Here is a 5,991-nt window from a genome sequence, read left to right on the forward strand (position 1 = left end):
AATCAATACGAACATATGTACCGATGTGTGGTGTAATTCTCTCGATTTTATGTGTCCAATCTATTGACAGTGGTTCATCGAAGTCAAATGCTCCCGTCCATCCATGCAGGAACGTGAACTCCACCGAGCAAATCGGATCTGATGCTTTTCACTATCAAGAAAAGTACATTTACTTCTTTATCTACGATAAGCATAGAGTAATAGCAAACGTCGATGCTTTCTCCAAAGCATATAGTAAATCGCTGGATACACACGAAAAGCAGATCGAAACAATTATTATCCAGCCCATTTCTTTTTAGAACACGATCCAAGTTCGTAAAAAATAGCAAAGCTCCATATTATGAATAAAGGCACCCAGGATTTTATTTTCAGATTTAAGGGTAACGTTTGCCCAACGTCAAGTAGACAGTGGAAGAAGAAAAGATCTGACACCAATCATTTGGTTATGATTGGTGTCATTTTTATGCGCAGATTGTTGAAGAGAGTGCCGGTATGAGCAAGCCCCCATTTCGTTGAACACTAAAAAGCTTTGGACTGCAAGCTGACGTCCGGTACTCATTGGCTTCAGCTATTGGCCTAACGGACGGATGAGTTTTTCCAGTTGATTAGTAGGATTGGGGCCTGACCGCATACATGTGAGCGAGCTTTTTTATGCTTTTTACACCCAGCGCAACCCTTTCGGATAGTGATTTTTCAACAGGCCCTCCGATTGCTTTCCCCAGCCGATGGAAAAGCCGTCTACGGCGACGAGTGTCCAGCCGTTCGCTCCGTCCCGGGCGAGCGCTTCGCCTTTCAAATAGCGCAGCAGGTCGGGATCGTCCGCGCTGTAAGCGGCGACGCGGGCAGCCTCAGCGGGCGTGATGGCGAGCGCGAGCGCATGGGCAGGCTCCAGCCGATTTTTTTTCACCGTACCGAGATGCAGGCCGACGCGCGCGACCTTGAGCTTGTCCCAGTCCATTTCCGGGATGGGCGAGTAGTACAGTTGCTCGCCAAACAGGACAAAGGCGGATTCGTCGGCAAATGCGTCTGCGAGCTGCGGCATCGCTTCCTTGGCAAAAGCGCGCCAGGCAGCCAGCGCTTCCTTGCGTCCGGCGGGAGCGGCGGTTTTGGCGGCCCGCTTGTCCTTGCGCTTGCCAGACGCTGCGATTGGGGCTGCGTTTGCATCGGCGCTTTTTTGCAGCTTGGCGAGGTAGTGGCCTTCGCCTTGCAAGCGATGCGGCCACAGGCGCGCAGTATCGCTGAGCGCTTCGCAGGCGGGATTGGCCCAGCTTGGCTGACCGGGAGCGAACCATTCCGGCTGCGGCAGCGGGACGATTGTAAATTCCGGATGGCGGGCGAGAAAATCGACGAGAGACTGCTCGTTTTCCAGCGGAGCGAACGTGCAAGTGGAGTAGACGAGCGTTCCGCCCGGCTTGAGCATGGCGCTGGCGGCGTCGAGAATGTCTTGCTGCATGAGGTGGCATTCCGTCACTTTGTCCGGCGACCAGTCTTCCACCGCTTCCGGCAGCTTGCGGAACATCCCTTCGCCGGAGCACGGGGCATCAACGAGAATTTTATCGAAAAACTGCGGAAAACGCTCCTGCAGCCGCTCCGGCGTCTCGTTGGTCACGACGGCGTTTTTGACGCCGCAGCGCTCCAGGTTTTCCGCCAACGCTTTCACGCGAACCGGGTGAATTTCGTTGGCAACGAGCAAGCCTTCGCCGTTCAGTCCCGCAGCGAGCTGAGTAGACTTGCCGCCGGGAGCCGCGCACAGGTCGAGGATGCGCTCGCCCGGCTGTGCGTCGAGCGCCTCGGCGGCGGACATGGCGCTTGGCTCTTGCAGGTAGTACAAGCCCGCCGCGTGAAACGGATGCTTGCCGGGGCGGTCTTGCTCGCGGTAGCGAAACCCGTTTGCGCACCAGGCAACCGGCTCCAGCGCAAACGGGGAGAGCGAGAGAAAACGCTCGCGCGCGACCTTGAGCGGATTGACTCGCAAGCCGTGCGTGACGGGCTGGTCGTAGGAAGCGATGAACGCTTCGTATTCCTGTTCGAGCAGGTTTTTCATTCGTTCGGTGAAAAGTCCGGGTAGATTTTGTGTCATAAACGCCTCCGTTGTCAGATTTTGGCCGCATGTAAAAGGAAAAGCTAGAATCATGGCGAATCATAGAAAATGAGGTGAGAGCTTGTTATGAAGGGATCCCGTGCAGAACGCTACCGTTCCCGGCGGAGGAACGACTCGGAAGTCAGCCGATTTTGGATCATGGGGTTGCTTTTCTCACTGCTGGTGCTCGCTTTTGAATTCTTCATCGAAATTCCCGCCGATGCAGAGTGGCTTGTCGATATGGAGATGGCCTTGTTCTCGGCCAGCTTTACGTTGCTCGCTTTTTACCTGCTCGGGCTTACCTTTGCCTTTTCCCGCCACCAACAGGCAGGGAAGATCAATCACCAGATCATCATCTATGTATGGTTGGGAGCGATCTTGTTTCACCTTTTCCTGCTCATCAGCAATTTGTCCAATCAACATGTGTACAAAGCAGGGATCATTTTATTTTTAGGGCCTTTGTTTTTAACTGTCTACCATTTTATCACGTACTTGTCCGCTTTGCGCGAGGAGCGTGAGGAGCAGGAAGCGGCCACGGCTGCTTCGCTGGAGCGCACGGCTTACCAGATGATTCTGGAGGGCGGCAAGGTGTACAGCGAAATCAACCGGTTAAAAACAGAGTATCCGGAAGTGGACCAGATGCTTCGCGCCAACGACTTTCACGATAGATTGGAGCGCTACGCCCTGGAGATGCAGCAGTATTTGCAGGTGAAAAACTTCGAGCGCAAGGACGTGGAGCTGTTGGAGGGGCACTACTATTTCTTGGAAAATTTGCTGAGTCTCGCGAAGCAGCACCCGGGGATCATCGAATCTCGCGCGTATTCGCACCGCGCAGACAAGTAAAGCAAAAAGGAGAGGGAAGCAAATGTTTTGGAAAAAGGACAAAGGACTTGCGGAAAAAGAGACAGCAGCGGCAGCAGTGACACCCTTGGCAACAGAGAGCGAAGCACAGCAGCAAGACGCGTGGAAAAAGGAACTGCGCGGACTGTACGAACAGATAGGGGCGATCATTTCCCAGCACAATGAGGTAAATGCTCAACACGACGGGCTTGCCCGTCTGGCCACCCAAATGAAAAACGTCGTGGAGAAAATCCAGGCCATCAACGAAAAAGACGACGAGTCTGCCAACCAGCTCTCCGTGCGCGGAGAGCGGCTGACCGTCATCTGCAAAGATTCGGTCGAGCGCTCGGAGGCGGGCAAAAAGGCGATGACCGAAGTGGTCGATGTGATGAGCCAGCTAGAAAAAGAATCGACGAACACGTCCCGCTCGATGAGCCGGCTGGAAGAACGCTCCTCGGAGATCACGAGCATCGTCAAGGTCATTAGCGATATCGCCAACCAGACGAATTTGCTCGCGCTGAATGCCGCGATTGAGGCGGCGCGCGCAGGCGAGCAGGGACGAGGCTTCGCAGTCGTGGCGGACGAGGTGCGCAAGCTGGCAGAAATGACGGCGAACTCGACGAAAACGATTGCCGAGCTGATCGGCAAAATCCAGGAGGAAACAAAAGAAGCGCTCGCCAACAGCGAGAAGAGCGGCAACGCGATCAAAAAAGGACTGGCGATCAGCAAGGAAGCGTCCGAAAAAATGGACGGAATCGTGCGCGCTTTCCACGAAGTCAACGAAGAAGTGGCAGGCGTCATGCAGATTATCCAGCAGCAAAAGCGCTTTGCCGACGAGGTGTCCAGCCAGGTCAATGCAGCGCGCGGCCTGTTGGACGACCTGAACGAAGATTTGATCGGCCACGTAAAAGAAGCGGGCGTCGTCGACCAGCTTTTGCAGAGCAGCCTGAAAGAAGTCAAAAAAGTATTGTCCTAATAAAATTATTCCTCGACAAAGTGAAACGGAAAGTCCCTCCCCGCAGTCTTAATGGGTGAGGGACTTTTTTGTGCAGCTAAGGCTAGGTTAATCGCTTGGCACAGCCGAGTTTTTTAGCCGAGGCGAGAGCTTCGCCGGGAGAGAGCGGCTAGCCCACCCGTTCTAGTACGGGTCTACTACAGGCAATGGCTGCTCCAGCATGTAGCGGTACACAGGCATCTCATCTCCGGCTTCGACCGGAATGAAGTTGAAGGTGACATAGCTGTCGACCGATTCCGGCTCCAGGGCGAGTGCAATGAAGTTGGCGTTTGGCTGGGCCATGCTGAATACATAGCTGCCGGCCGGGAAAGTCTTGGTCGTCTTGGTCACATTGGTCGTGACTTCGTTCGTAAAATGCCCGTTTTCGTACGTCGTGTTTACTTTGTTTTCGCTGACGGTGTAGCGCTCGACAGGCACGGTTGTCTCTTCGGACAGCTTGCTTACCTCCACTCCGAGCTTTTTCAGCTTGGCTGCCACGTCGTGATAGGCAGCAGGCATGATGTAGGCGGTAGGGCGTTCGCGCTCCAGCACGGGGTAGGCGTCAGTCGAGCTGACCCAGTCGATGGGGACCGACACTTTTTTGGCCTGCGCCACGTCGACGACGACCAGCGACTGATTCGGGATGAGTTTGTTTTCGCTCGTGATGACGAGTTTGTCGTCGTCGTTTGCTTTTCTGCCTTTTTCGGTGACTTCCTCGCGGGCGCGGGCGACGGCTGCCTTGATCGCATCGGCATGGGCGGCGGTGGACTGGATGATGGCGGCGTGCGTGACGGCCTGGCTGTAGACGCGACGCTCAAAATCGGCCCGTCCGATGCCGATGCCGCGCGTTTCTACGAGGAAGGTCAACGTATTTTTCAAACCGAGCGCATTGCGCCCGATGCGCGTCTCCGTGCTGCCTTCCGTGGCGGTCACCTTGCCGTCCTTGCCTTTGGCGAGCGTGAAGTAGGCGTGGTGGGAAAGCTGCTCCTTGTCCAGCGCTTTTTGCGCATCGGCCAACAGGAGCGAGTCGGACAGCTTGCGCAGCGACTCGGGAATATTCAAGTTTTTGGCGGACGAGATCAGGACGTCATAGGAGGAGATTGCGCCCTTTTCCCCGACGTGGGCAAACTGGCTGTAGTTGACGCCGTATTCGTGCGCGTCGAGGATCACGTCTGGCTGAAACTCATTGATCGCCTGATGTACGGCTTGCACCTCGGGATACTCGACCTTCATGTAGTCGCGGTTGGCATCCAGATCGGTAGCGATGTAGCGCTTGAACTGGTAGGAGCCGTCCGGGTTGAGCCGGGGGACGATGGCGACGTTGACCTTGTCGAGCAAATCGGCGCCGAGCGCGTCTTCAGCCAGCCATTTGGCGATGACGAGGGCGGATTCTCCGGCGGCAGGCTCGTTTCCGTGAATTTGCGCTTGCAGCCAGACGAGCGGCTTTGTCTGGTTTTGCTTGACGGTCGTCATGTCTTTGCTGAACAAAAGGAGCGGGATGTCCCGTCCCTCCAGCGAGGTTCCGATCGAAACCAGCTTGGCGTGCTTGCTGGTTTCTGCCAACTTGCTTATGTATGCCAGCATTTCTTCCTGGGTAGTGAAGGCGACCTTTCCTTTGGCAAAGCCAGGGGTGCCGAAATCGAGCTGCGGGTCGGGGAACAGACTTTTGACCTCTGCAGGCTGTACATAGCTTGGGCCGAGGCCATAGTACGGAACAGGAGCGTCCGTCTGGGCAGCGTGGGCGGTCGGCGGCGCCCAGGGGAGTGCAAAACCGCTTGACAAAAGCGACACGGCAAGGGCAGCAGATGTGATGCAACGTACCTTCTTGGTCATAGGTTCCCTCCACGGATCAACAGAGAATGGTTGTACATTCTTAAAATATCAGATAATTTAAAAAATAATAATCGCCCTCTTTATTCATTTTCACAGGAGAGAAAGCGGGACTTCCGTGTGATTCGCCATGAATAATATGGTATCATTTTCATATTGATACAAAAGTTTAGCTCTTCACCATTAAACGTGCTTGATCTTCCTCTAGCGTAGTTTTTCACTTTTTTATATGGCTGGTTTACACTCC

The 5,991-nt window shown here is 54.7% G+C and carries 5 protein-coding genes; 3 read left to right on the forward strand and 2 right to left on the reverse strand.

What is annotated here, in order from left to right; genetic code table 11:
* The first annotated feature begins 23 nt into the window (after window positions 1-23).
* Window positions 24-299 (forward strand): PD-(D/E)XK nuclease domain-containing protein, encoded by a 276-nt coding sequence (locus tag AC3WQH_RS25090; RefSeq protein ID WP_492332311.1) that lies wholly within the window; start codon window positions 24-26, stop codon window positions 297-299.
* 359 nt (window positions 300-658) lie between these two features.
* Here AC3WQH_RS25090 and AC3WQH_RS25095 read toward each other — a convergent pair whose 3' ends face one another.
* Window positions 659-2,080: an RsmB/NOP family class I SAM-dependent RNA methyltransferase gene (locus tag AC3WQH_RS25095; protein WP_007776769.1), complete on the reverse strand. Its 1,422-nt coding sequence runs from the start codon at window positions 2,078-2,080 to the stop codon at window positions 659-661.
* Window positions 2,081-2,167: 87 nt separating this feature from the next.
* Here AC3WQH_RS25095 and AC3WQH_RS25100 point away from each other — a divergent pair, with 87 nt between their 5' ends.
* Window positions 2,168-2,923: a hypothetical protein gene (locus tag AC3WQH_RS25100; protein WP_005831565.1), complete on the forward strand. Its 756-nt coding sequence runs from the start codon at window positions 2,168-2,170 to the stop codon at window positions 2,921-2,923.
* Window positions 2,924-2,945: 22 nt separating this feature from the next.
* Window positions 2,946-3,896 carry a methyl-accepting chemotaxis protein gene (locus AC3WQH_RS25105; RefSeq protein WP_492332310.1) on the forward strand — a complete coding sequence of 317 codons (951 nt, stop codon included), beginning with the start codon at window positions 2,946-2,948 and terminating at the stop codon, window positions 3,894-3,896.
* Between the two features lie 162 nt (window positions 3,897-4,058).
* On the opposite strand, the gene AC3WQH_RS25110 is transcribed toward AC3WQH_RS25105, so the two are convergent.
* Entirely contained in the window at window positions 4,059-5,747 is a 1,689-nt protein-coding gene (locus tag AC3WQH_RS25110; protein ID WP_007776777.1) for a M14 family metallopeptidase, read from the reverse strand.
* Window positions 5,748-5,991: the final 244 nt, after the last annotated feature.

The sequence above is a fragment of the Brevibacillus sp. FW301-21C12A genome (assembly GCF_058788915.1).

Bases quoted from the DNA above. Each gene is read 5' to 3' on its own strand.
- AC3WQH_RS25095 (WP_007776769.1), bottom strand. From the start codon at position 2,080: ATGACACAAAATCTACCCGGACTTTTCACCGAACGAATGAAAAACCTG.
- AC3WQH_RS25110 (WP_007776777.1), bottom strand. From the start codon at position 5,747: ATGACCAAGAAGGTACGTTGCATCACATCTGCTGCCCTTGCCGTGTCG.
- AC3WQH_RS25105 (WP_492332310.1), top strand. From the start codon at position 2,946: ATGTTTTGGAAAAAGGACAAAGGACTTGCGGAAAAAGAGACAGCAGCG.
- AC3WQH_RS25100 (WP_005831565.1), top strand. From the start codon at position 2,168: ATGAAGGGATCCCGTGCAGAACGCTACCGTTCCCGGCGGAGGAACGAC.
- AC3WQH_RS25090 (WP_492332311.1), top strand. From the start codon at position 24: ATGTGTGGTGTAATTCTCTCGATTTTATGTGTCCAATCTATTGACAGT.